This is a genomic window from Algibacter mikhailovii (assembly GCF_014651495.1).
GTDB classification, from domain to species: Bacteria; Bacteroidota; Bacteroidia; order Flavobacteriales; family Flavobacteriaceae; genus Algibacter_E; species Algibacter_E mikhailovii.
Genome location: NZ_BMWZ01000002.1, coordinates 319,830 through 345,668, shown reverse-complemented (window position 1 = coordinate 345,668; position 25,839 = coordinate 319,830). Strand labels below are relative to the sequence as shown.

The 25,839-nt window shown below is 36.3% G+C and carries 18 protein-coding genes and 1 tRNA gene; 4 read left to right on the top strand and 15 right to left on the bottom strand.

Annotated features, from left to right (window positions below; all coding sequences use genetic code 11):
- Nucleotides 1–31: 31 nt before the first annotated feature.
- From IE051_RS04865 to IE051_RS04825, 9 genes are all read right to left on the bottom strand, one after another.
- On the bottom strand, nucleotides 32–1,408 hold the full coding sequence (locus IE051_RS04865) for a serine hydrolase domain-containing protein (RefSeq protein ID WP_189359651.1): 1,377 nt from the start codon (nucleotides 1,406–1,408) through the stop codon (nucleotides 32–34).
- A 292-nt stretch (nucleotides 1,409–1,700) separates the two neighbouring features.
- Entirely contained in the window at nucleotides 1,701–2,981 is a 1,281-nt protein-coding gene (locus IE051_RS04860; RefSeq protein WP_189359650.1) for a DcaP family trimeric outer membrane transporter, read from the bottom strand.
- Nucleotides 2,982–3,086: 105 nt separating this feature from the next.
- Nucleotides 3,087–3,614, bottom strand: a complete 528-nt coding sequence (locus IE051_RS04855; RefSeq protein WP_189359649.1) for an HdeD family acid-resistance protein — start codon at nucleotides 3,612–3,614, stop codon at nucleotides 3,087–3,089.
- A 62-nt stretch (nucleotides 3,615–3,676) separates the two neighbouring features.
- Nucleotides 3,677–4,312, bottom strand: a complete 636-nt coding sequence (locus IE051_RS04850; RefSeq protein ID WP_189359648.1) for a trimeric intracellular cation channel family protein — start codon at nucleotides 4,310–4,312, stop codon at nucleotides 3,677–3,679.
- A 79-nt stretch (nucleotides 4,313–4,391) separates the two neighbouring features.
- Entirely contained in the window at nucleotides 4,392–5,999 is a 1,608-nt protein-coding gene (locus IE051_RS04845; protein WP_229796732.1) for an amidohydrolase family protein, read from the bottom strand.
- Nucleotides 6,000–6,028: 29 nt separating this feature from the next.
- Nucleotides 6,029–7,633 (bottom strand): amidohydrolase family protein, encoded by a 1,605-nt coding sequence (locus tag IE051_RS04840; protein ID WP_189359647.1) that lies wholly within the window; start codon nucleotides 7,631–7,633, stop codon nucleotides 6,029–6,031.
- Nucleotides 7,634–7,679: 46 nt separating this feature from the next.
- Complete coding sequence (locus IE051_RS04835; protein ID WP_189359646.1) at nucleotides 7,680–8,435, bottom strand: hypothetical protein; 756 nt, start codon at nucleotides 8,433–8,435, stop codon at nucleotides 7,680–7,682.
- Between the two features lie 102 nt (nucleotides 8,436–8,537).
- On the bottom strand, nucleotides 8,538–9,866 hold the full coding sequence (locus tag IE051_RS04830; protein ID WP_189359645.1) for a metal-dependent hydrolase family protein: 1,329 nt from the start codon (nucleotides 9,864–9,866) through the stop codon (nucleotides 8,538–8,540).
- A gap of 27 nt (nucleotides 9,867–9,893) precedes the next feature.
- Nucleotides 9,894–11,222, bottom strand: a complete 1,329-nt coding sequence (locus tag IE051_RS04825; protein ID WP_229796731.1) for a metal-dependent hydrolase family protein — start codon at nucleotides 11,220–11,222, stop codon at nucleotides 9,894–9,896.
- Nucleotides 11,223–11,761: 539 nt separating this feature from the next.
- Here IE051_RS04825 and IE051_RS04820 point away from each other — a divergent pair.
- A complete protein-coding gene (locus tag IE051_RS04820) occupies nucleotides 11,762–13,714 on the top strand; it encodes a YgiQ family radical SAM protein (RefSeq protein WP_189359644.1) in 1,953 nt (650 codons plus the stop codon).
- Nucleotides 13,715–13,758: 44 nt separating this feature from the next.
- Here IE051_RS04820 and IE051_RS04815 read toward each other — a convergent pair whose 3' ends face one another.
- The 4 genes from IE051_RS04815 to polA form a co-directional block, all read right to left on the bottom strand.
- Nucleotides 13,759–14,604, bottom strand: a complete 846-nt coding sequence (locus IE051_RS04815; RefSeq protein WP_189359643.1) for a hypothetical protein — start codon at nucleotides 14,602–14,604, stop codon at nucleotides 13,759–13,761.
- Nucleotides 14,605–14,742: 138 nt separating this feature from the next.
- Nucleotides 14,743–15,711: a WaaS/CpsH family glycosyltransferase gene (locus tag IE051_RS04810; protein ID WP_189359642.1), complete on the bottom strand. Its 969-nt coding sequence runs from the start codon at nucleotides 15,709–15,711 to the stop codon at nucleotides 14,743–14,745.
- Between the two features lie 2 nt (nucleotides 15,712–15,713).
- Nucleotides 15,714–16,607, bottom strand: a complete 894-nt coding sequence (locus IE051_RS04805) for a glycosyltransferase family 2 protein (RefSeq protein WP_189359641.1) — start codon at nucleotides 16,605–16,607, stop codon at nucleotides 15,714–15,716.
- A gap of 77 nt (nucleotides 16,608–16,684) precedes the next feature.
- Nucleotides 16,685–19,543, bottom strand: a complete 2,859-nt coding sequence (gene polA / locus IE051_RS04800; RefSeq protein ID WP_189359640.1) for a DNA polymerase I — start codon at nucleotides 19,541–19,543, stop codon at nucleotides 16,685–16,687.
- Between the two features lie 169 nt (nucleotides 19,544–19,712).
- On the opposite strand from polA, the gene IE051_RS04795 reads away from it, so the two are divergent.
- The gene (locus IE051_RS04795) at nucleotides 19,713–20,948 is read left to right on the top strand and encodes a metallophosphoesterase (protein WP_189359639.1); all 1,236 of its coding nucleotides are present in this window, start codon (nucleotides 19,713–19,715) and stop codon (nucleotides 20,946–20,948) included.
- A 145-nt stretch (nucleotides 20,949–21,093) separates the two neighbouring features.
- Nucleotides 21,094–21,390: a thioredoxin family protein gene (locus IE051_RS04790; RefSeq protein ID WP_189359638.1), complete on the top strand. Its 297-nt coding sequence runs from the start codon at nucleotides 21,094–21,096 to the stop codon at nucleotides 21,388–21,390.
- 35 nt (nucleotides 21,391–21,425) lie between these two features.
- Here the strand turns inward: IE051_RS04790 and IE051_RS04785 are convergent, their stop codons facing one another.
- Together IE051_RS04785 and IE051_RS04780 are read right to left on the bottom strand one after the other, a co-directional pair.
- Nucleotides 21,426–22,079: a polysaccharide deacetylase family protein gene (locus IE051_RS04785; RefSeq protein WP_189359637.1), complete on the bottom strand. Its 654-nt coding sequence runs from the start codon at nucleotides 22,077–22,079 to the stop codon at nucleotides 21,426–21,428.
- Between the two features lie 19 nt (nucleotides 22,080–22,098).
- Nucleotides 22,099–25,410: a DUF2723 domain-containing protein gene (locus IE051_RS04780; RefSeq protein WP_189359636.1), complete on the bottom strand. Its 3,312-nt coding sequence runs from the start codon at nucleotides 25,408–25,410 to the stop codon at nucleotides 22,099–22,101.
- A 237-nt stretch (nucleotides 25,411–25,647) separates the two neighbouring features.
- Between IE051_RS04780 and IE051_RS04775 the strand changes: the two genes are divergently transcribed.
- A tRNA-Gln gene (locus IE051_RS04775) sits at nucleotides 25,648–25,720 on the top strand.
- The last annotated feature ends 119 nt before the right edge of the window (nucleotides 25,721–25,839 follow it).

The window sequence follows — 25,839 nt, the reverse complement described above, 5'->3', positions numbered from 1 at the left end:
TCAGTATCTTTTTAGCAACTGTTCTTAAGGCTTATTCGTCAAAGAGCCCAGATGTCGCTATAGGTCGCAAGAAGCGGTGAACAGAATCGTCTGGTGCGTTAGTTGAGAATGCACAGATAACGAGGTCACGATCTGGCGATACATATATGGCTTGAGACTGAAGACCCGATTTCCAGATATCTCCATCCTCCCATACACCATCCCATTGTCTGCTGTTACTGATGATATCGTCATTATTTAGGCGACTCACGAAAACTGGCCCATCAAAGCCATTGCGAAAGAAATCACGTCCGCGAGCTCCGTTTCGGATGCGTTCGATGATATCTGGGGTTACAATCTGTTCCGTAGAAATCTTGTCCCAACTTGGAGTATATAGCATACCAAAGCGTGCAAAATCTCTCAGTCTACTGGATACTACACCATGAGTTGCCGCAACGCCCCCAGGTGAAAGGTGAAGATTCAGAGGGGCATCAGCTCCAACTTTTGACCATACATTTTCACTAACAAGTTGAGCGAAGGGTACTCCGGTAACCGCTTCACATAGCAGCACAAGCATCTCTGTTGTAGGAGAACCATATTCTAATTTAGTCCCAGGAGGACCCACAGATTTTGCGTCTTTCAGCACATCTACAACAGCTTCATGCTTCCCATTATATTCTATTCCAAACTCGGCAAGAAAAAGGCGCGATGCGATAGAGTTCGGATCGGCGCGTGTCTCGTCGTTTTCTTCTGAATTGAGGCCAGGAGTCATATCCAGTACATCAATCACCTTGATATCGGCCCAACCAGTATCAATAAATTCTGGCATATGCTCTCCCATTGTTTTCTCTTGATCGATCTTCCCTTCGTCGATAAGCAGGTCTACCATAAGACTCGCTATGGGCTTAGCTGAAGACATCCAAACATGAGAATCCCATGGATTCATACCCGGATAAGTTTCGTAAACCACTTGTCCTTTGCGTATAACAATGAATGCTGCTGCGTAACTTTCAGGGTGCACCATAAACTCATCCAGGGATATTGTGCCGAAGTTCTTGGTTTCTGCCTTGATCTTTCCAACCTCAGAATTGAGGTTCTCTTCCAGTGGCATGGTAGGCTGACGCACAGGTAAAATAGCGGTTTGCATCACCTCGGAAGTTCTCATAGACCACCAAACGGATGCGTCTCCTCCTGATAAAAGATACGGAAGGGTATAGTTAGCCCGGAATTCTTCTAATTGTTGCGTAGTGAATCCCTTTTTAAACGCTTCAATAGGTGTGCGCTCTTGCTTTGGTTTGATTTTATTTTTAGTCTCTGTCATAGGTGTAACCGCTTTCCCTGATTTATCCTCCTTACGCTCCTTGCTGTTGCATGCCAAAATGAATAGGCCTAAGGTGGAAATGTAAATTATTTTTTTAAATATTTTCATTTTCTAACTTTCTTATTAAGTTTCATATTGCGGAATCTGTATTCGTGTAAGCTAGCAACATTAACTAGAAACACCTTCTTTCTTGTTTTCTTCAAGTAAATTAATCATTAACCGCTTTTGTCTAATCTTGCGTATGTAATGTTCTTGCAATTTAATTGCAAGTAATGCTAAAAAAACATCAAAATCGTGTGCTTCTTTTTATTGTTAAAACGTTTTCGTTAAGAAGCCTATAGATCATTTGACTTTAATATTTCAAAACCAGTAATTCTCCTGCTGAAACCTATTTAATACATTAATTGAATTTAAACTTGACCATAAATTGTACTCTTGACGCTGTTCCTTCAACACCATTTTTATTCTCTCTGGTGCCCCACATATATTCAATTCCTGTGGAAACCATTTTGTATGGGAAATAAACTAGATTGGCGTGAACTGAGCCCGCTTTTTGAATGGTTTCATCAGCTTGAAAGTCTGCTAGTGTTGTCCCGCTCCAAGCTGTTGAAATATTTGAATTCAATTTTTTAGTCCAGTAATGGTTATAACCAGCATAGGCAAACCAAGCAGGAGATGTGGTTAAATCAGTTGGACTAAGTGCCCCAGATGCTTTGCCGTCCCACGAGAGTGATACAATTTTATGAGCCTGTCCTTCACCATATCCGCCGCCCCAAACAAAGGCATCTTGATATTCGGTTACCTTAAGCACCAATCTGCTTCCTACAGTGATCGCATAGCCTGTTTTGTTTACGTTCGGCGCCGAAGCAGGACCCACCCAACTCACTGGAAAAACATCAAGACCTAATTGAATGCTTGATCCATTCTTTGATTTTGCTTTAACCATTCCCGCAATATTAGGCCATAATGGTCTTGAAGCTCCTTCTAGATTATAAACGTTATCAATTTGTGGCGCAAAATCCTCTAACGCAACCGCGTAAGAGAAGGTTTCATCTATGTTATCCTGCCATCTAATTTGAGTAGTTCTGCCCCCATAAAGTGCATCTCCACTAGCAAAATCAATGGTTCCTGGTAATGTGGCTAAATCACCTGAAGTGGTCCAGGTTCTACCTACTAATAATCGCCCAATGACCCCGTAAGCATGTCGTAAACGCGTATTTAATCGACTTGATTCACCGTCAAAAAACCAATCTAATTCCAAAAAGACTTGTAAAGGAAATTCCTTTCCGGTTTTACTCCATTTTGCTTTAGAGCGGAAATCAAAATTAATACGTGTCTGTTTGGCATGAAAGGTGGAAATACCACCTAATTCTCTTTCAGGTGAGCCTTCCAGAGCAATACTGCCTAATTCAAATTCATATCGATCTCCTATGTAGTCAAAATCTCTAATGAAGTCCGCTTTCACATAACCTCCAATCTTCATTCTAATATCTGATCCAAAAAGTGGCCAAGAACTAGGAAATGAATCGTCTAAAAGATTATCACCTGTATGCACAGGTCTATTATCCGTTAACGGGTTAATAGAACCTTGTACCCCAGATGGAATAGTGTCTGTAGATACCGTTTGAGAAGTAGCTCCAAAATGGATCACAATTAAAAAGGGTAGTAAAATTTTTTTCATTTTTTTATAATTTCTGTTATGTTGTTTTATAAAACATTTAATACTGTCATGATTATGTCCTCCATATATTCCTAAAACCGGATAAACCTGAAGTACTTATTTATGCTATGAAATGACTGATTTCAATTTAAATCCGATAATTATATTTAAAATTCCAGCTATGGCAAAACCTATACCCATCCAGGAGGTAATGGCAAACATACCAACTAAAATATTGTTAGTTATTAGATAGCCTACAACTACTGAGAGTGCTCCACCAATAATTCCCAACCACCAGTTTGCATTGCCTTCTTTTTTGTTTTGAAAGGCGTTAACAAAGGTCATCACTCCAGAAACCATGATCCAAAAGCCCACTACAAATGGTAAACTGGCTGCAGTTAGTGCTGGGTTGGACAGTAGCATAAATCCAAATAGAATATCAATGAGCCCTCCCGCGAGCACCCAGCCCCAATTTTCAAGTGTGCTTTTTGAAAGAATGGATAATACAGTCTGTGTAATACCAATAAATAATAAACTAATACCAATATAAATGGCAACACCAATGAGCGCATTTACCGGATGCCGAAAGACAAAAAAAGCAAGCCCAATTAAAACAATTCCTCTTATCAAGGCAATCCACCGAATTTTTTTCATTGTATTCATAATTTTTATTTTTTAATTCCTATTGACTAGCACTTTATTGAAACTGAGTTTTATCACTTTGCTTTTAGTAACATCCAGTTAGGCACCCTTAGTTTCCAGTATATAGCTGCCGCACGTATAGCAAATGTTATCAGGGCACAAAGTATGCCTATAATCACACCATGATCATGAAATTGGTTTATTAAACCCAAATAGAGCGTGGCACCTATAGCCAAAGGCACGGCGTATAGTTCTTTTTTCATTAGTAGGTTTGTATTGCCTACAAGCACATCTCGAGTAAGACCTCCTCCAATGGCAGTTGTTACCCCTAATAGAACAGGACCCAATGGCATTGCGAAATCCAATTCAAGCGTTTTTTCAGCACCTTGTATCACAAATAACGAAGCACCTAAACCATCAAGGTAGAGCATCAGGGTGTATACATATTTACGAGACATAAGCCTGTTACCATAAAAGGCAATGACGCTTGATACCAACCCAACCCATATATAATTTAAATCTAATGACCAAAATATAGTTTCATCAAGAATAACGTCTCTTATGGTTCCACCTCCAATGGCTGTGATGATGCCCATTACACAGGCTCCAAAAACATCGATGCCTTTCGGTATTACAGCTAAAACGGCAGTAACAGCAAAAGCTATTGTTCCCAACATCCCAAGTAAATAAGACAAATCAGCTACACTCATTTCTTAAAAATTATCCATTATAGGCGTTTCTATTACTAATACATTTGACATTATTAATTAATATTAATAATACAATAGATTATTCCGTAACCGCATTTCTAATAGGCAGAGCAGGAGGAGTATCTAACAATAACACACCGTTTTCCACAACAGGTGACCCCATTACTAACACATGTGACATCCCTTCAGAAGCACGACAAGGATCTACATACGTAGCATTTACTTTGATTTCCTTTAAATCAAACACTAAAATATCAGCATCCATACCTACTTGCAGTCTACCTTTCTTTTTCATCTGAGGAACAGCGTCTTCCATGGTCTGTGCCGGCATTAAGCTCATTTTTTTAATGGCTGTTTGTAGCGGCATAAGCTTTCTTTCCCTTACATAATCTTGTAATATCTTAGTAAAAGTAGCACCAGAACGTGGGTGATTAATCACATCTGCCGGTAGTGGCCACTCAACTCCGGTATACACACCAATACTCCCATCTTTTGATTGATAAATAGGCATAGCATCAGACTCAATTATTGTTTCAGGATGAAGAATGGAAGCATCCATTAACGCTAATTCTGCTGGTTTTGCTGCATCTAAAAAATGCCAAACAATAATAGTACCTGGCTGATTTGCTTGCAAATCATCAAACTCTGCTTTGGTAAGTCGTTTTTTTCCAAGTTGAAAAGCTTCTTCTGTAGTTTCCATATCGGCTTTCCAGGTAGGTCCGGTAAACATGGCGGCTTTAACAACCGTACTTGCCGCACCCCATGGATAGGCACCAGCGGTTACAGAAATACCATTGGCCTTGGCACTCTCATAAAGCTCTAATGTATTATGGATATCCTTTTGAGAACTACTATTAATATGACATATGTGCATATTAACTCCTGTTGCAGCAGCATTTGCAATCAATTCCTGAAAAGCTTCAAAAGCATTATCACGTTCCACTCCTTTCATAAAACGAACATGAGTAAAAGTACCCACATTATATTTTTTAGCCAGTTTAGCCAAACTATAATACTCCAGGTGACCAGAGCCAGGGGCATATCCCGCATTTACACCAATACCCAAAGCGCCTTGCTTTAATCCTGTTTCTACCTCGTTCAATATTTTCTCTAACTGTTCAGGATTCGCTAACTCTTCTTTCCAGTTGGATTCACCTTGGGCTCCCTGAAAATATTCTGCCGTAGCTTCTACTTCTTTACCTGTAAATGTGGCAATTCTGCCAAAAGTCCAAGCCGCTGCAGCACCGTAATGAATCGGAATATTTTTACTGGCTTGCGCTTCATAAAAGTCATTAATTGGCAAAACACCCGACTCTAATTCTAGTGCCGTGGTAACCCCTTGCGTAGCTTGTAGCCTATATGCACCAATATTTTGACCATGCATGTGAAGATCAATAAAACCAGGGGAAACAATCTTACCCGTAGCATCAATGGTTTTCGTTCCTTGAATGTCTTTTTCTGTGATGATGCTAATGCTACCATCTTTAACCCCAACATTTCTGATACCATCAAAATTCGTTTCAGGATCTATTACCCGCCCGTTAAGGATGACTACATCAAATTCTGTGGATACAGGCATCGACTTTTCTGTATTTGGAGTTTCTTTTTGGCCCGTTTTGGAATTACATCCTACTAGACAAAGCGCCATTGCCGAAATCAGCAATATTTTTAATTGAATATTTTTCATAAAAGAGTTTTTAATTATAATAAATTCACTTATTCCTTGATTGTATTTCTAACAGGTTTTCCCGCATAAACACCTTTCAATACTTTAGAATCTTTTACCACGATGGTACCGTTTACCAGTACATAGGGAATACCTGTTGAAGGCAATCCGGCTTTTAACATGGTAGCATTATCTGTTACCGTTTTAGGATCAAAAATGGTAATATCTGCATCTGCTCCAACTTGAATTCGTCCTTTTGAAGCCATAGATTCAACACCATTTTCAACTAGATATGCTGCCTGCATATAGGTCATTTTGGAAATGGCTAGCATTAATGGTATTAGGTTCTCGTCTCGTGATAATCGTAAAACCTTAGCATGTGTTCCTGCGCCACGAGGGTGTCCTTGAACAGCATCAAAAGGTATGTCAAAATCTATTGCCATTTCCCCACTAGCAGAAATAACTAAAGGCATTCCATCACTACCTATAATAACCTTTGGACTGGCTATTGTATTCATTAATCCTTCTTCAGAAATGCCTCCAAAGATTACTGAAGCTGCTGGGTCCGTTTTAACGAGTTCTTCATAACGGTCTTTGGTTAGTGGCTTCATAGTCGCCACTTCAATAATATCTTTATAATCGCGCCCCATATTAGGACCATAATTTGAAGGAACCAAGTAATCTGCTGAAACAATTGTTGCACCTTGATAATATGGATACACTTCTGCAGTAACCTTTAGTCCATTTTCGCGTGCTCTAGCAATCATTTCTATAGCTGCTGGAGTATCATCAAGTGTTTGTTGGTGAATATGATGTATTAATAAACCACCTCCATAGATACCTACACTTGAAATCATTTCTTGAAAACCTAATAACCCAGATGTTGGGGGTTGTTGACTTGAAAACCGACCATGTAGAAAGGTAGACAATCCGGATTTTGCGGCAAGATCTTGCCAAGCCATTAGTTCGGTGGATTTCGTGCCTAGTGACATATAACCTACAGGAACCCCAATACCAAGGGCACCTTGATTAATGCCTTCTTCAACCATACTTTTGATTTGTTTTTCCTGTTCATTGGTGGGCATGAAAGTAGCCACTTCCATGGTTGCAAAGGCATCTTCATGCTTATTGAAAAGGTCTTTTACTAGGGAACCTGATTTTGAATTGTAGGCGGGATGTACTACTTTTTCACGAATACCGCCAACCCCTACAGTAGCTCCGTAATTGGTGTACGATTTTCCTTCTAAACTCGCATAGTAAGCATCCAATGGATAGGCACCCATCTCCAATTCTAGTGGGGTGGTCACGCCATCTCTTAAAAATAGTCTTTGACCAAATGGAATGTTTGATGAATGAGTGTGAAAATCAATAAAACCTGGTGACACTACATGATCGGTAGCGTCAATGGTTTCTTTACCTGTTATTTTTTCTTCGGTAATAAGTGTGATTTTACCATTTTGTATACCAACATTTCTTATAGCATCCAAATTAGTTTCAGGATCCATCACACGGCCATTTAATATCACCACATCAAATGCCGTACTTGCTGAAACTACTGGTGCTTTAGATTGAGAATCACTTGTTGACTCCTTACAACTTTGCATAAATAGCATACTCAGTGCAACGATACTTACGATTAAATTGATTTTTTTCATATTTATTTTGGTTTAAAGTTTTATTTAATTAATGCTAACACATAATTTATATGGGATTCGCCTTATTTCTGTTTTTTCCAAATAAAGGGTCTGTATAAAACATGAGGCCTATTTCTAAGCCCGCGCCATGTGAACTACTAAAAGCACTTGAATAAGTAAGGGCTGCAATCCATTTGGGACTTTCCCACCGCACACCTGCACGATAACTGAAAGGGGCATTGGCTTGACCCGCTGTGCCAAATACTTCGCCAACAATGGCTGACTCAGGAATAATACTATATACGGCTAACCTTGAACTATAGGTAAAGCCCCAAGCGGTATTTCCTGATTGTTTGTGGTCTAAATTAACCGTAGCTCCAGGTAAAATATCCAAAAGAATATTGTTATTAGCAAAGGCATAAGTAGCTGTAGCCATCATCCACCAAGATTGAAAATCACTGGTAACTTCTCCTTTGTCTAAATGATGTGGAAAGAGTCCAGTCCCACCTAATATGGCATATCCTGCAGTTTCTGATTCATTTTGGTACAAACGTCGTTTTAAATAAAACGAGGGGCTCAAATACGATTCAGAGTTGGTTCTGGGATCATCGTAATAATAAACAAATTGTGCATTGAATTCCCATTCCTGAATCAATGCAGCAACGACATAAAATTGTGAATAGTTCTGCCCAGCAGATGCAATTAAGGTAGCAACACCTTGCGGTGCGACCCATTGGTTATCTCCCACAAATTGTTGAGCCCTGATAGCGTTGATTGGACAAAAACCTAAAACAACTATGTATAAAATTTTTTTTATAGACATCAATTTATGCAGAATCTGTTTTATATAGTATAAAGCAACAGGCTTTTTATTTCAAAAAATCGAAGGAATACTAATTTAGTACTTCGCTCCACGATCTACTATTTAGTTACCAATGGTGTTTTTATAAACTTTCCCATCCTTCATAATCACTACAAAGTTTTCATCTGGATTAGCTACTAAATCGATATCCTTTAATGGGTTACCATCTACTAAAATCATATCGGCATAATTCCCTTCCTTAATGGAGCCAATACCTCCTTCGCGATACGGGTTTCGTGGTCCACATAACATTAATAATTCGGCATTGGTTGAGGTTGCCATTTTTAAAACCTCATAAGGGGTGTACCAACGCTTTAATTTTGCTAGCATTTTGCCTTGGGCTTCCGCTGCTTTAGGGTCAAAAAGGGCATCGGTTCCAAAGGCCACTTTAACACCTAGTTCTTTGGCTCTTTTATAAACATGATCTGTACCTGCAGTTACTTTTGAAAACTTTTCTTGACTGTAAGGGTTATCAAAATGTAAAGCATCTTCATCATCTAATAAAGGTTGCAGACTTAACCATACATCATTATCCTTCATCATTTGGAGTGTCTCATCACTCATTAAAAATCCATGTTCAATAGACTTTATGCCCGCTTTTATAGCTGTTTGTACGGCTTCATCTGTAAAAATATGTGCAGCCACATAGGTATTCCAAGTTTTAGCAACATCAGCTACTGCCTTCATTTCTTCAAACGTGTATTGTTGTACATCTAAATCATCATAACTAGAGGATACCCCGCCGCCGCCAGAAATTTTTAACTGCGTAGCGCCCATTCTAAGATTCTCTCTAGATCTTCTAATCACTTCATCTACACCATCAGCAACCATAATAAGACCTACACGTTCCCAGTATGGCATAGGGTCTGTTAAATTTCTTGGTACGTCATTTTTTCCTCTAAAATCAAAATGACCTGAAGTTTGACTAATAGGAGGGCCGGAAATAAACAAACGCGGTCCTGGATATTCTCCTGTATCTGTTTTTCTTGCAACGGCAAATGGGTTGCCTCCAACATCCCTACAAGAGGTAAAACCTCGCATTAAAGTACGTTCTGCACCTATAAATCCTATGATAGCGACATCACCGGCATCACCTGTGGCTAAAATACTTTGCGGTGCATTTGAGTAATAGGTATGCCAGTGGGCATCAATTAAACCAGGGATAAGCGTTTTTCCTCCGGCATCAATAATTGTGGCATCTTTAGCAGAAAGGTTTTTACCTATTTTTTTTATGAGTTTACCTTCTACAAGCACATCAGAACCTGAAATCAGTTTTTCATTAAGGCCATCAAAAATATTCGCGTTTTTAATAATGGTTATTTGCACTTTTTCTTGTGCACAGAGTTTTATGCTTAAAAGAATTAGTAAACCTAGAGTTATTAAGTTTTTCATAATTGTTATTGTTAGTGTTAAATGAGTTTAATTAATGCTATTCTTATAAATTTTTCCATCTTTCATGATGAGTACAAAATTAGTGTCAGGGTCTACTACTAATTCAAGGTTTTCAAGTGGATTCCCATCAACTAAAACCATGTCAGCGTAGGCCCCTTCTTTAATTACTCCTAAATCGCCATCGCGATAAGGATTACGCGGGCCACATAATTTTATGAGTTCAGCATTATCTGACGTGGCCATTTTTAAGACTTCATAGGGGGAGAACCACCTGCCAAGTTTATTTAAATTCTTGCCTTGTTTTGCAGCATCTTCGGGATTATATAAGGCATCGGTGCCGAAAGCTATTTTTACACCAATTTTTTTTGCTGCTTTATAGACACGCTCTGTTCCTGAAGTAACTCTTACCCATTTTTCCTGGCTATAGGCATTTGGAAATTGCATGGCATCTTCGTCATTCAATAGCGGTTGTAGACTAAGCCAAACATCATTATCTTTCATCATTTGCAACGTCTCTTCACTAGCTAAAAAGCCATGTTCGATTGATTTCACTCCAGCCTTAATTGCTGTTTGGATAGCTTTATCAGTAAAGATATGGGCGGCCACATAGGTGTTCCAGGTTGCAGCAACATCTACGGCAGCTTTCATTTCTTCATAGGTGTATTCTTGTACATCCAAATCATCATAAATCGAGGTGACACCGCCACCACCTGCAATTTTTATTTGTGTGGCACCAGCACGTAAATTCTCACGCGTTCTTTTTATTACTTCATCTACACCGTCTGCTACCATTAAAAAAGAGTTTCTTTCCCAGTAGGTCATAGGGTCGTTACTATTTCTTGGCACATCGTTTTTCCCGCGAAAATCAAAGTGACCCGCAGTTTGACTAATAGGAGGGCCTGAAATGTATAGACGTGGTCCTGGGTATTTCCCTGAATCTGTAAATTTCTTAACGGCATAAGGGTTACCGCCTACATCTCTTACCGTTGTAAATCCGCGCATCAAGGTTTTTTCAGCCCCAATGAAAGCGTAGATAGCTACCTCGCTAATGTCTCCATTGTAATATATTTCTGGTGGTGCGTAAGCGTATACACTGTGCCAATGCGCATCAATCAAGCCAGGGATTAGTGTTTTGCCTTGGGCATCAATAATTGTGGCATCTTTGGTCGATAGATTTTTACCTATTTTTTTTATGAGTTTTCCTTCTATAAGTACATCAGAACCTGAAATCAGTTTTTCATTAAGGCCATCAAAAATATTCGCGTTTTTAATAATAATTGAAGTTGGTGCCTTGTCTTGGGCAAAAAGGCTTATACTAAAAAGAACTAGCATATAAAGTGTTGTGAATTTTTTCATAGTAACTACTTTTTAATTGAATCAACTTTTTTTATATAATAATGATCCTTTAAAATCTTACGGTCTAAAGAAATTATTATTTTGATTTTAAAAACGTATCCTTTTTTTAAATAGTAAAAAGTGATACATCGGGTAAATTGAGAAAATAAGGGGGGGGAATCGTTTTTTTTTAAATGGTTTAATTAATAGCTTTTATAAAAATAGCGAATTCTTTTAAGTTAATTACCCGAAAAATGAGTTTAGTAATAATTTCTTAATGCAGACTATTTAAAGTGTTATATTTTTTTTAACGTTTAATTGTACCATGTAAAACACATTGAATGTGTGAGATTTTTTTTGTTTATGCGACAATATCGTTTTTAAATAGTTTTTGTTTAACATGAATCTTTTAAAGATAATCGTCATCAAGAAGGCGTTCAGCAATACTGAATTTTCACAAAATTTATTTAGATCAAAAAACCATATGAGACTTATAAAGCCTAAACCAAATATGGGTCCATAATGAGGAAGCGGCTATTTTTGCCTATTTTTGCAACGCTATGAAGGAGTTAAAGTTATCAGATTGGTTGCCTACCACAAATAAAGAGGTGAAAATACGCGGCTGGGATGAACTAGACGTTATCTTGTTTAGTGGTGATGCTTACGTGGATCATCCATCGTTTGGACCTGCAGTTATTGGCCGGATTTTAGAAAGTTATGGCTTGCGTGTTGCTATTGTGCCTCAACCCAATGTGAATGATAATCTTCAAGATTTTGTGAAACTTGGTGCACCCAAATTATTTTTTGGAGTAACAGGTGGTTGCATGGACCCCATGATTAGTAATTATAATGCCAATAAAAAGCGTCGGGATAAAGATGCTTATACGCCTAATGGGGATATTGGTTTCCGTCCAGATTATGCCACAACTGTTTATTCTAAAATTTTAAAAGAGAAGTGGCCTGATGTACCAGTTTTAATTGGTGGTATTGAAGCCTCATTAAGACGGGTTACGCATTATGATTATTGGAGTGATCAATTGATGCCTACTATATTAGAGACTTCTAAGGCTGATATGTTGGTATATGGTATGGGAGAACAACCTTTACGTGAAGTAGTGCGCTTATTGCAAAAAGGTGTGCCATTCTCAAGCATTACTACTGTAAAGCAAACAGCTGTAATGGTGTCTAAGGAGGCTAAAATTCCTAAAAACAGCAATTGGGAAGATGTGGAAATTGTTTCGCATGAAAGATGTTTAAAGGATAAGAAGGCCTATGCGTCTAACTTTAAAACCATAGAACAGGAGAGTAATAAGTTAGCGGCACGACGCATTTTTCAGAAAGTAGGTGAAAAGACTTTGATGATTAACCCACCTTATCCTACCATGACAGAGGATGAAATTGATGCTTCTTTTGAGTTGCCTTACACGAGAATGCCTCATCCTAAATATAATAAGCGCGGGCCTATACCAGCCTATGAAATGATTAAATTTTCAATAAACATTCATCGTGGATGCTTTGGTGGTTGTAGTTTCTGTACTATTTCTGCGCATCAAGGCAAGTTTATTGCATCTCGTAGTCAGGAATCGGTATTGCGTGAGGTAGATACTGTGGCTAATATGCCCGATTTTAAGGGGTATTTATCAGATATTGGTGGACCAAGTGCTAACATGTATAAGATGAAAGGTAAGGTGCAATCTATCTGCGATAAGTGTGTCGCCCCTTCTTGTATTTCACCTGTTATTTGTAGTAATCTAGATACTTCACATAAGCCATTAACAGATTTGTATCAAGCGGTTGATAGTCATCCAAAAGTTAAGAAATCATTTATTGGAAGTGGCATTCGTCATGATATGTTGGTTCCTGAATTTAATAAAAACGCAGACCCCAAAGAACTTGACGATTATACTGAAGAAGTGATGACTAAGCATGTTTCAGGCCGACTTAAGGTAGCGCCAGAACATACGAGTGATCCTGTTTTAAAGTTGATGCGTAAACCATCATTTAGTTATTTTCATAAGTTTAAAGAGCGTTTTGATAAGATTAATATCAAGAAAGGGTTGAAACTCCAGCTCATTCCATATTTTATTTCCAATCATCCGGCTTGTGAAGTAGAAGATATGGCTAATCTTGCTGCCGAAACAAAGGATATGGGCTTCCAGTTGGAACAGGTGCAAGGGTTTACACCAACACCTATGACCGTAGCCACGGTAATTTATTATAGTGGGTACCATCCGTACACGCTTAAAAAGGTAAATACCCCTATTACCAGAAAAGAAAAAGATGAACAACACCGGTTTTTCTTCTGGTATAAAGATGAAAATAAGGCCTGGATTAAAAACACCTTGAATAAATTAGGACGTCAGGATTTATTAAAAGTCTTACTTCCCGAAAAAACGGAGAAGTGGCGTAAAAACAAACCTAGTGGTGAAGCAAAGCATACTTTTGATGATGCTATACCTTTCAACAAACGTAAAAATAAAGCGAAGTTTAGGAGCAAGAAAAAACGTCGGTAATTAGGTGTTCAATAAACCCAAAAGACCAATAATAAATAACTGATTTAGGACGCTTGTTTTCGTTTCAAATTTTGAAATAAAAAGGCCCCCCATAAAGATATGCCAATGGTGATTTGGTTTATTCCAAAGACCATATTTTTTTTAAAATATAACCTATGATAAAAGGCGTGTTTTTTTTTAACCTTACGCTTAATATCTACCTCTTCTATGGGGGTAGTTTGATTTGATATTTTATGATCAGGCCACTCCATGCAGGTAATGAAATAATCATTTTTTATAAAAAATTGACTTAGTCCAATTTCTCCATTAACGATAACACCCTTTCTGTCGGTTTCATTTTTACCTGGAAAGTCAGTTTCAATCATATCCATGTGAAAAACTTTAGTCAACAATGCATAGGTTTGAATATGAACTGAGTCTTCATTTGGTAAGCCTGAAAAATTAATAGTACTTCCGCACATGGCTATGGCATCAAATTTTTCAAACTGTTGGGTGAATTTTAAATACCATTTCGGTTGGAAGGGACCAAATCCACTTCTGTTTTGGAAGAATATGTAGTCATTAGAATGTGCATTTTTTTTGACTTTTTGGTATATGGAGTGATACGAACTAAAGTCTCGACCAATATTACTTTTGAAATATATTTCTCGTAATTCAATAACAGGATGCTTGCAAAAGATTTCTTTTACTATTTTCACAAAATTTGCATCAGAGGCACTAATTTTTCTTACCTCACTTATGGCGATAAACAGTATGATTTTGTGGTAGCCCGAATTCGTGTTTTTTAGCTTAATTAAGTTTTGAAGATCTTTGAAGTAATACTTCTTATCATTCGCCGTAGCGTAGCCATGAAAATATTGTTGCTTATTATCAATAGTTCTTACACTCATACCTTCTTAAAAGAATTTTATTCTAGCCTAACAAATATAAATATCTGCGGAAGAAATTAAAAGAATTTTTAAAAAGCTAATAGTACTAATTCACCTCCAGAATAATCTCGAACTGTAAAACGGGCAATGTATGCTTTTCTACTGTTTATTGTTAAGATTAAAAACGCTATTTACCCATTCAGAAATATGGTATTTTTCTAGGGTGTTTTTGTCTATTTTGACTGCTTCTGTTTTGAAAAAAGAATCAGGAATACTTATGTTATTCATGTCTTTTATTACATGAATGTTTTCTGGTTTATAAAAATCATAATTCACAATATCTCTATTTATTGTTATGAGTTTTTTACCATAGGCCAGAGATTCAAAAACTCTAAAAGAAAGTCCTTGCTGCTTTGGTCTTTGCAAATCAAGCACAATCTTACATTGTTTCAAATAGTCCAACATTTCAAGAATTGTGTACGGCTTATATATTATATCAATTTTCGTATTGTTGAAATAATCTGTTGGTTTAGTACTATAAAGAATTATTTTATAGGAAATATTTTTTAAATTGAAATAATTCGAAAAAAGAACGACGCTTTTTTTTCTTTTATCTATGGAGCTAATATTAAAAACTTCATATTTAGCGGAGTTATTTGTAGAAAAATCTATCTCTGTGTAAATAAAATTATTGATTTTTTTAAACCCATAGTTCTTACAATCTTTATTTTCAAATGAAAATACCTGATCAAAAAGATCAATATTCTTTTTCATTTTTGGGCACCTGGAAAGGCTATCATTTAAGAACGTTACGAGTTCGTTAGTTTTGGCCTTTAATTCACGTAATATACTTTCATTAAGAAAGTCTGACTTAATGACTAAAATTTTATCCTGTTGAGGTAGTTTTTTAATGCGCTTGTTGAGTTGGTGCTTTAAATGGATTTCTTTTAGGTTGTGTTTTGATACATTTTTCAAGAAAAAGTTTAAAACCTTGTGAAAAACAGTAGGATATTGATATTTAAAGTCATCAAAGTTAATAGATGTTGTTTCAATACCTTTTGCTTTAAGCGCTTCAACAATGTAATTATTGAATCCCCAATTGTCTAAACTAACCACCGTGATTTTCATAATTACAATAATTTATTGAATTGTCTGATAATATAATGCGTTCGTGAAAAGCCCTCTTTTTTGTTAATAATAAACAATTCTTCTTGATATTTAAAGAAGATGCTCATTTTTTTGAATTTGTTAGCTAACGCCATGTTTTGATAGCTATAATTTAATTCTGATAGGACTTTTTTAGCTTTATGATTATCAGGACACTTGTTGTAAAATTCACGAATTCTAACTTGTCTCTTGGTTATTTTGTTTTCTACTGATTTTCTGTTTTTATTTAAAGCAAGAGCATTATCTTGATGCATCCTATATTTTATCAAAGGTTCATCTAAATAAACAATACCACCATGCATGGTTGCAATAAAAGCAATCCACCAATCATGAGGTACTAGTTTTGGAAATGGGAGTAAATGGGGTGTTAATTCCTTTTTAAATAATAAGGCATGACCAGAAACACAATTTAATAAGCAAAGGTTCAGTGGGTTATCTGTTGTAATCATTTCTTTTTTACTAGACATTGCTTTTCCTGTTGGCTTTAAGTCAGAGTTTACAAAAGAAGAATTACAATAGATGAGTACATGATTTTTGATGTTTTCAAGTAGTTTTTCAATTTTATCCAAAGCCCAAACATCATCTTGGTCAGAAAGCGCTATATAATCCCCTTTTGCAAGGGAAATGCCTTTCTCAAAGTTTTTAACATATCCTAAGTTGTTACTATTACTATGTGCTTTTATGCGTGCATCTTTCTTCGCAAAATGATTTATAATGTTAAAAGAATTGTCAGACGATTGGTCATCACATATAATGAGTTCAAAATCCTTATAGCTTTGATCTAATATACTCTCAATTTGTTCAGAAAGATATTGTTCACCATTGTAGGAGCATAAAACTATTGAAACTTTCGGCATTGGAACTAACTATAATGAGTCGCTTAAAAACAGTGCTAAACGAATTCAAAGGTATTGTTTTTTTAGTGGATTAAAAACTAATGCGCTTCTAGCCAATTATCGCCAGTGTCCAATTCAACATCTAATGGAACATCCAATGTAAAGGCATTCTCCATTTCAGTTTTAACTAAAGTTTTGATGGTTTCGAGCTCAGGCTTGTAAACATCAAACACCAATTCATCATGAACTTGTAGGAGCATTTTGGTTTTAAACTGTCCTTCTTGAAGTTTATTGTAAATATTAATCATGGCAATCTTTATAATATCTGCAGCACTACCTTGTATTGGTGCATTGACTGCATTACGCTCTGCGGCGCCACGAACTAGAGCATTTCTAGAATTAATATCCTTTAAATAACGGCGACGGCCTAAAACGGTTTGGACATAGCCATTATCTCGAGCAAAATCGACTTGATTACTCATATAAGCGCGAAGTTTAGGATATGTGGCGTAATAGGTGTCAATTAATTCTTTAGATTCACTTCTAGACAAATCTGTTTGATTACTCAATCCAAATGCTGAAACACCGTAAATAATTCCAAAATTGACCGTTTTTGCATGACTACGTTGTTCTCGCGTGACGTCTTCAAGGGCTACATTAAACACTTTAGAGGCCGTAGAAGCATGAATGTCTTCGCCATTTTTAAAAGCAGAAATCATGGTCTCTTCCTGACTTAATGCGGCAATAATACGCAACTCTATTTGCGAGTAATCCGCAGCTAGTAAGGTGTGGTTTTCATCACGAGGGATAAATGCCTTTCTAACTTGACGCCCACGCGCTGTTCTAATAGGAATATTTTGTAAGTTAGGGTTATTACTGCTTAAGCGTCCTGTGGCTGCAACAGTTTGCATATAATCTGTATGTACACGTCCCGTAGCTTCTTCAACTTGGAGCGGAAGGGCATCTACATACGTGCTTTTAAGTTTTGATAACCCTCTGAAATCTAATATGTTTCGAATTATTTCATGGTCTTTGGCTAAATAACTCAAAATGTCCTCACCTGTTTTGTATTGTCCGGTTTTGGTCTTTTTGGGTTTTTCAACCAATTTCATTTTTTCAAATAAAACCAGACCTAGCTGTTTTGGTGAGGCAATATTAAACTCTTCACCGGCAGCTTCGTAAATGTTTTTTTCAAGATTTAAAATGTCCGTATTTAATTCTTCAGACAGTTTATTTAAGAAATTCTTATCTAAATTAATACCTTCCAATTCCATAGCAGCTAAGACCCTTAATAATGGAATTTCAATATCATCAAATAGTTTTTGGGTGTTAGCTTCGCCTAATTCGTTTTTAAAAAGTTCTTTTAATTGTAATGTGATATCTGCATCTTCAACGGCATATTCAGTTTGCTTTTCTAGCGGGACTTCACGCATGGATAATTGATTCTTCCCTTTTTTACCTATCAGTTCGGTAATAGAAATAGGAGTATAGTTCAAATAGGTTTCTGCCAAGACGTCCATATTGTGCCGCATATCTGGATTAATCAAATAATGCGCAAGCATGGTGTCAAATAATTTACCTTTAACCGTAATATTATATTTTGCTAAAACTTTGATGTCATATTTTAAATTCTGACCTACTTTTTCGATGTTTTCGCTTTCAAAAAAGGGGCGTATTAATTCAATTAATTCTTGGGCTTCATTTTTGTCATCAGGAAATGGCATATAAAAACCTTTTCCAACTTCCCAAGAAAAAGCGATGCCAACTAATTCTGCTGTTAATGGATTTAATCCCGTAGTTTCAGTGTCAAAACATACCGTAGATTGATTCATTAAATTCTTAACAAATAGTTTGGTTGCCATACCGGGGGCTACACTTTGATAAAAATGAGAAGTAGACGCAGCCGTCTTTCTACCAGCATTTGAAATGGCCTCAGATTCATTAGTGGGGTCTGCTCCAAATAATGAAAATTGTCCAGCACCTGCCGATGTAGGCGTAGTATTGGGTGCATTCTTTTCAGCGGACGATATTGGTTTAGTTGTTTCTGCTGATGGTGTTTCAGTTGCAGTTGCTGCCGCTGAAAACGTTTTTGTAAAATTATCTATTAAACGTCTAAATTCTAATTTTTGAAATATCTCCGTCACTTTCGGGATATCGGGTTGGTCTAACTCAAAATTCTTGGCGTCAAATTCTACGGGAACATCAAGCATAATAGTAGCTAATTGTTTTGAAAGTATACCTAGCTCACCATTAGCTTCTACTTTTTCTTTCATTTTTCCTTTTAGCTGGTCTGTATTGGCAAGCAGCCCTTCCATACTACCAAATTGTGCTATGAATTTCTTAGCCGTTTTGTCTCCAACACCGGGTAACCCAGGGATATTATCACTGGCATCTCCCATCATGCCTAGATAATCAATAACTTGTAAAGGGTCTTCTACTTCAAATTTTTTCTGAACTTCAGGAATACCCCAAGTTTCATAGCCTCCACCAAAAACAGGGCGGTACATGAAAATATTTTCTGAAACTAGCTGTGCAAAATCTTTATCAGGCGTAACCATAAAGGTTTTATAACCTGCTTTTTCAGCCTGTTTAGAAAGGGTTCCTATAACATCATCTGCTTCATATCCTTCTTTTACCATAATAGGAATGTGCATGGCTTTTAAAATCTCATAAATATAAGGTACAGCGGTTTTAATGCCCTCAGGTGTTTCATCTCTATTAGCCTTATAAGCTTCATACATTTCTACACGATCAGCACTACCGCCTTTATCAAAACATACGGCCAAATGATCTGGACGTTCACGTTTAATAACATCTAATAAAGAATTCATAAAGCCCATGATGGCTGAGGTATCTTCCCCTTTTGAATTAATTCTAGGATTTTTAATAAAAGCATAATAGCCTCGAAAAATCAAAGCATAAGCATCTACTAAAAAAAGGCGTTTTTGATCTGACATGTTGATTGTTTTGATAGAAACCAAAGCTACAAAAAGTTAATCGTTTAAAACAGTCAATACATAGCTGGATTTTAAAAATGGATGGCTTGAATTCTTAACAATTAGTTAAATAAAAATAAGTGAACAGATTATGGAATAGAATACGCCTATATTTGAGTAAAAAAGAAATATGCTACGTTGGATTATTTTTATTGTGGTCTTTTTGGTTATTGATTTTTATGCCTTTCAAGCATTTAAAACTGTTGTAAAGAACAATTGGCTACAAATGGTTTATTGGTTAATCACCTTACTGGTTATCTTCAATTTTATTTTTAACTATTACGGTTTTGATAGAAGCAATGGGTTTTCACATGTTCATGCCTATGCTTTTGGGTTTTTTATAGCGCTTTTAGTGCCCAAGATGATCGTATTAGGATTTATGTTTGCCGAAGATGTATTTAGAGTTCCGCAAGCCATTTACAGATATTTTACAGAGGGTAATGCTGCTCAGGGTAATTATTTTGCATCCCGACGTGCTTTTATTAGTAAGATGGCCCTAGGTATTGCTGCTATTCCTCTTGCATCTATTATTTATGGTATTTATAAAGGAAAGTATAATTATAAAGTATTAAAATACACCCTTAATTTTGAGGATTTACCGGACGCTTTTGATGGTTATAAACTCACCCAAATTAGTGATATTCATTCGGGGAGTTTTGATAATCTGGATAAGGTCAAGTATGCCGTAGACTTGATTAATGAACAAAAAAGTGATGTTATATTATTTACAGGAGATATTGTAAATAATAAGGCTGAAGAGTTGGTGCCTTACAAAGAGGTGTTTAACAAATTAAAGGCTAAAGATGGTTTGTATTCTGTTCTAGGGAATCATGATTATGGCGATTACGTGAAATGGGAATCAGATGAGGCTAAACATCAAAACTTAGAGGATTTAAAAAACCTTCAAAAAGAAATTGGATTTAATTTATTGTTGAATGAAAGCAAATTTCTTGAAAAGAACGGCGAACGCATTGCCTTAGTTGGTGTTGAAAATTGGGGCGCTGGAGGTTTTAAAAAGGCAGGCGACTTAAAAAAAGCCGCTCGAAATGTGCATGAAAATGATTTTAAAATATTAATGAGTCATGACCCTTCCCATTGGGAAAGAGAAATCATTAATGATGATTATCATTATCATTTAACCTTAAGTGGGCATACACATGGGATGCAATTTGGTATTGAAATTCCGGGATGGTTTAAATGGAGTCCTGTAAAATGGCGTTATAAGTATTGGGCTGGTATATATAAAGAGATGGGGCAGTATATTAATGTGAATAGGGGGTTTGGTTATTTAGCTTTTCCAGGTCGTGTAGGGATATGGCCAGAAATAACCGTAATTGAACTCAAGAAAGGTAAGCCCCTAGCATAATTAATATTATAACTTGCCATTAAGAAGAAAATGCTTATTTTAGAGAAATACATGACTTAAATACAGATAGAACCTAAATGTAAATTATTATTTCAAAAAAAAACGTAGGTTTGTATACGTGTACTTGACTAATAAACAATAAAGTATGTCAAAATTTGGGGAACTTATAGATGTTGAAATTCCAGTTTTGCTAGATTTCTATACGGAATGGAATGATCAATCAGAGCAGATGCATTTAATCTTAAGGGATGTGGCTGCTGCCCTAGGCGATAAGGCAAAGGTGATAAAAATTGATGTTGAAAAAAATCAAGAATTGGCTGAGGCTCTTCGGGTAAAAACACTTCCAACACTTATTATCTACAAAGGCGGTGAAATGAAATGGCGCCAAAGTGGTGAGCAAGATGCTAACGCTCTCATTGGCATAATTCAAGAATACATTTAATTGAATAAAGGTAGCAAGTTAAGTTACGAGTTCAATTAAATAGCATCTTGTAAAGATTCAAAACGAAAGCCTTTGTCATTAAAATAATCTAACATTCTTGGTAATGCGTATTGCATGTTTTTAGATGCTTTGACACTGTCATGAAACACCACAATACTCCCCTGAGTAGTTTTTGCTAAAATATTTTTTAAACAAGTTTCTTTATCTACGGAATGGTCCCAATCAAAAGATAAAATATCCCACATGATTATTTTATAATCTAAGGCGATAAGATGTCTGCCTTGTTTTGGTGTGATTTGACCATATGGTGGTCTGAAAAACTTAATAGCTCCCAGATTTAACCTTTGGTGCTCTATAACCGTTTTAGCTTCAGCAATATTTTTTAAGTAATCTTTCGTGTTGTTTTTCCAACCTTTTATATGGTTTTGAGTATGGTTGCCTATAGCATGCCCCTCAAGTATGGTTCGCCTGAAAATATCTGGATGCTTTTCAATATTGGCACCAATGCAAAAAAAGGTGGCTTTGGCATGGTATTGATTTAAAAGATCTAAAGTCCAATTCGTGATTTCAGGCGTTGGGCCGTCATCAAAAGTTAAGTAAATCACCTTTTCCTGCGTTGGAATATCCCAAATGTAATTTGGGAACATTTTTTTTGCAACAACAGGGGTTTTTACAGGTGCTAAGGTCATGCCTTAAACATATCAATGATTAATTTGAACTGTCACTTTCTAATTGTAATGCATCGCGCTCTGGGATATCACTATCCATACGCTCCTGGGGTTCAGGTTCATCTTCTCCATAAAAATGCCTGAATGACTTTAAATAATTATTAAAGATGTCTCCTTCAGTTTCAGCAAAATCAATGTCATACTTAATTAAAACATCAACCAAGCCTTTGTAACGCTGTATGTCCGTATAAATATCCTCGAACAGACGTTCTTGTTTGTCAATTTTCAACCTACTATAATACACTAGATTTTCTTGATATTTCTTGGCAACATCTTTAAATAAGCGTTGTGCTTTTTCTTTATTGCCAACCTCATAATAGGTACTAATATAGGGTTCTAATAGCGTATAGTATCCAAAGTATTCAATTGGCATATTATCCATAGCAATATCGGCTATTTCTTCTGCCTTATCCAGCTTGTTTTCATTGATTAACTGTTCCGCTAAACGCGCCAAATTCCCTCTGTATGTAATAGAGTTTTTTCGTGTTTCAACATCGTGATAGATGTCAGGACTCCCGCTATTACCCCAATCCCAATTCTTAACTTTTTCATACATCAAATCACTATCAACACGTCCCATATCAAATGGGTTTGCTCTATCAACTGGGGTTTTAATTGGAACAAGTTTATAACACATGCCATCCAATTGAAGATAGTCTTTCATCCAAATATAATCATCATCACCAAAGCTACCACCTGTGAAATATATTGGGCGTTTCCATTCATTATTCGCCACAATGTCTAACATTAATAATCTGTTTTTGTAAAGCGCACCTCCTGTAACTTTTAGGTCAATATGAGATACAATTTTATCAGCATCTTCAGGTTTTACAGTACCCGATGTTAATGCATTTTCCTTGTTTACTGGCAAACGAAGGTAAGGTGTTGGTAAATAGGTTGCATTTGCATCTTGACTTCGCACCTTAGATAAATCAACACCCTGCTGTTGTAGTACATACTTATATTTCGTTTTAGGGTTATTACTGCCTACAAAATCTAGAAATTGCTTTACCTCTAGGGTATCCTTAATAACAGGTTGAATTATGATATAATCATTAGTGCCATATTTATATAAGTCATGCGTTAACTGAGACGGTATTGGGTCGCTTTCATAAGCTTTTCGCTTCATTTGATCTATGTACCAATCTGTTTGAAATAAACTGGTGTTTACCACACGAACATCGGTTCTGTAACCTTCTATTTCTTGAGCATACCACAGGGCAAAAGTATCATTATCACCTATGGTAAAAAGAATGGCATTTTCAGCACAAGAATCTAAATACATTTTTGCCATAGCTTTGGCTGTATATTTATCAGATCTATCATGGTCATCCCAATTGTTTGCCGCCAGAACAGCCGGAACCAATAATAAGCATGCTGCAGTAACTATTGGTGCTGCAAGTTTTTCTGGCATATATTTTTTAATGGTATCATAAATGGCATACACACCAAAACCTATCCATAATGCGAACACATAGAAGGAGCCAACAACGGAATAATCTCGCTCTCTTGGTTCAAAAGGACGTACGTTGGTATAGACCTGAATGGCAATTCCGGTAAATAAGAAAAACACCAACATCACCCAAAATCTATTTTTATCTCTATTAAATAGAAAGAAAAATCCAATAAGCCCAAGTATTAGGGGAAGTAAATAATAGGTGTTTCGTGCTTTATTGTTTATTACATCACTAGGTAAATTATCTTGAGAAAGGCCAAGATGCCATTCGTCAATAGGTTTAATACCAGTTATCCAGTTACCATGGTTATCATATCTACCTTGGATATCATCTTGTCGTCCAGAGAAGTTCCACATAAAATAGCGCCAGTACATATAACCTAATTGGTATTCAAACATGTACAAAATATTACTGCCTAAAGAGGGTTTTTCAATATCAATATAATCTTTGAACTTCTTTAAAAAGGCATTGTAATCTTCATAATCTACATTGCCTCGGGCAACATCATTTTTGAAATTAGAAACGGCCGAACGGAGTTCGTTCTCCATCTGATAGTCAGGTTTTAATTTAAAATCTAAAAAACCTGAAAACATCATATAGTTTTCGGCATGTTCGCTACTCCACATGCGGGGTAAGATTGAAGCGTGTTTTGAGTTGTAATTCTGCCTTGCATTTTTGAAATCATTAACAACAACATATTCGCCTTTTTCTTCGTCCTTTTCGTATTTTGGTTTATCATCGATGTACGGATTGTTGTCATCTAAATAAGCGTACTGGTCTGTAAACTGGGGGCCATAGAATAAGTGTGTCTCAGGATACTGCTCTAAATTGTAGTATGCCAAGAGTTCTCGTGCACTTGATGGATTATTTTCATTAATCACCACATTGGCATTTGCGCGAATAGGAAGCATGAGCCACGTTGAAAATCCTATAATTATAAAGGTAATACACAGAATTCCAGTGTTTAAATGCACATAGTTTTTTTGGCGTGTATATTTTATAGCATAAAATATAACAGCAATTAACGTAATGCCCGCAATAATGGATCCTGAGTTAAAAGGGAGCCCAATGGTATTCACGAAAAATATTTCGAAAACACTAAAAATCTTTAAGATATTAGGTGCTAAAAGCTTAAAAACAAATAATAGAATACCAACCGATACTACGTTTGCAATAATGAAGTTTTTTACGGTAATGGTTTTGTAGTTTTTAAAATAGTAGAGTAAACCAATGGCTGGAATGGTCAATAAGCCCATAAAGTGAACTCCAAAAGAAAGACCTATAATAAAAGCAATTAAAATAAGCCAACGATTACCTCGTGGCGTATCCATATCCTGCTCCCAACGTAAACCTAGCCAAAACAAGGCAGACATAATTAACGTTGCCATAGCGTATACTTCAGTTTCAACGGCATTAAACCAAAATGAATCTGTGAAGGTAAATGCTAAACTTCCAACTAATCCACTACCTAAAATAGCTATGGCTTTACCTTGAGGTAAATCGCCATTTGTTCCCACTAGTTTATTGAGTAGAAGTGTTATGGTCCAGAACATAAATAAAATGGTGAATGCACTGGCAACAGCACTCATCATATTCATCATAAAACCAACTTGAGAAGGTTCAAACGCAAACATAGAGAAAAAAGCACCCATCATTTGAAATAGTGGCGCTCCTGGTGGGTGACCTACTTGCAATTTGGCTGAAGTTAAAATATATTCCCCTGCATCCCAAAAGCTAACTGTGGGTTCAACGGTTAAACTGTAGGTTATAAGTGCTATTAAAAAAGAAAACCAACCTAAAATTGTATTCCATTTTTTATAGTCAGAATGTGCCATGTATTTCATTAATTTGTTTGCTGAGGCGAATTTAACAATAAATATGAAATGAGACGTAACTATTTAGTTTGTCTTAACATAAAAGGGTTTTTCCATGTTTTTGAAATAGATGAGAACGCTGTCGTCAGAGAATATTTGTAAGGACTTTTCGGTAAGCTATAGAAATTGATAATTATTTTTTAAAAAATACTTGTGCAAAAAAAATATTATATTAAATTTGCACCCTCATTACATGAATGGCCCATGGTGTAACTGGCAACACGTTGGTTTTTGGTACCAAAGAGTCTAGGTTCGAGCCCTAGTGGGCCAACAAAAGTCTTCCTTTTTTAAGGAAGACTTTTTTATTGGGTCAAAATTGAATCTTCTACTGTCTTTGTGCTTTTTCTTTAATTAATTACAAATCCAATTGTTAATCATGCTTTCTTAATA